Annotated in this window: 1 protein-coding gene and 1 pseudogene; both read left to right on the top strand. The window is 75.5% G+C overall.

Going from position 1 to position 1,427, the window contains the following annotated elements; translation table 11 throughout:
• Positions 1 to 555, top strand: a pseudogene (locus tag ACTIR_RS26960) (DUF1648 domain-containing protein); the annotation flags it as partial.
• 15 nt (positions 556 to 570) lie between these two features.
• On the top strand, positions 571 to 1,427 hold an 857-nt coding region (locus ACTIR_RS24485), incomplete at its 3' end, for an SGNH/GDSL hydrolase family protein (protein WP_052583968.1).

The following is a 1,427-nucleotide window of genomic DNA, read 5'->3' as shown; positions in this document are numbered from 1 at the left end:
ATCGCTCCGACGGTTCCGCCGCGGCAGGTCCGCGACGTCGCGCCGGGTGCGGAGACCGCGGGTCTGCGCCCCGGCGAGCGCGTCGACTGGGCGGGCCGCAGCACCAACGTCTGGCTCGCCACGCTGTGTGTGCTCACCCCGCCGGTGGTCGTCCTTTTGATCGGAGCGCTGACCGGCACCGCGCCGAGCCCGGCCGCCTACCTGGTCCCGACCGGGATCGGGGTGCTCGTCGCCCTGGGAACGGCCCGCGTCCGGGCGTCGGTGGAGGCCGACGGTGTGACCGTGTGGATGGGGTTCCTCGGGATGCCGCGCCGGGACATCCCGCTCTCCGAGATCTCCTCCGCCACGACCGGGGACCTCTCCCTGTTCGGCATGGGCGGTCTGGGCGTGCGCACGACCGTCTCCGGCGACACCGCGTACAAGTGCCGCGGCGGTCCGGCCCTGGTGCTGACGCTGCGCTCGGCGCGCCGGGTGCTGGTGACGGTGGACCGGCCGGACGAGGCCGCCGGTCTCGTCAACGACCTCCTGCGGCAGGCGAGGCCCGCGCAGGACTGATACAGCGAAACGGTGATGATGAGAAGACGGGTCGCCGCCGGTATCGGCGCACTGCTCGTGACCGGGGCGGTCGCCGCCTGCGCGCCGGCGCCCGAGCAGGACACCCCACCCCGCACCCGCACCGACGGGGCCGGCACCAGTGCCCCACCCGGCGACACCGGGTCGGGCCCGGCCGGGCCGTACGTCGCGCTCGGTGACTCCTACACCTCGGCGCCGGGCACGGGCGACCCGGTCGGTGCGCCGCCCGGGTGTCAGCGGTCGGACAACAACTATCCCCGGCTGGTCGCGGAGCGACTCGACGTCGCACACCTCACCGACGTGAGCTGTGGGGGCGCGACCACCGAACACGCGGTCGTCGAACAGCGCACACCCCGGGGCACCAACCCCGCCCAGCTGGACGCGGTGAGCCACGCGACGTCCCTGGTCACCCTGGGCTTCGGCGGCAACGACGTGGGACTGGTCGACCTGGCCGTCCGCTGCGCGGGTGCGGCGAGCGCACGCGCCCGGTGCGCACCCGGCGAGGGGGGCGACACGGTCGAGCTCGGCTCCCGGGTCGACGACGCCGCCGAGAGCGTCGGCGACCTCGTCGAGGCGGTCCGTGAGCGGGCCCCGCAGGCGCGGGTGGTGGTGGTCGGGTATCCGTCGATCCTGCCGGACGATGCGGAGGCCTGCGGGCACCTGCCGTACAGCACGGCCGAGATCGACCTCCTCCGCGGCGGCCTGGACGCACTCGACGACGCCCTCCGGGAGGTGGCGCAGCGGCAGGACGTCGTGTTCGCCGACACCCGGGCGGACACCCGGGGGCACGGTGTGTGCGCCCCGGAGTCGCGCCGGTGGATCGCGCCGCCGGGTGCGGCCGCCGACGGCGCGGC

The sequence above is a fragment of the Saccharomonospora iraqiensis subsp. iraqiensis genome, assembly GCF_000430445.1.
In the GTDB taxonomy this organism is placed as follows: Bacteria; Actinomycetota; Actinomycetes; order Mycobacteriales; family Pseudonocardiaceae; genus Saccharomonospora; species Saccharomonospora iraqiensis.
The sequence above is the reverse complement of the archived record's forward strand: the minus strand, read 5'-3'. Positions and strand labels throughout refer to the sequence as shown.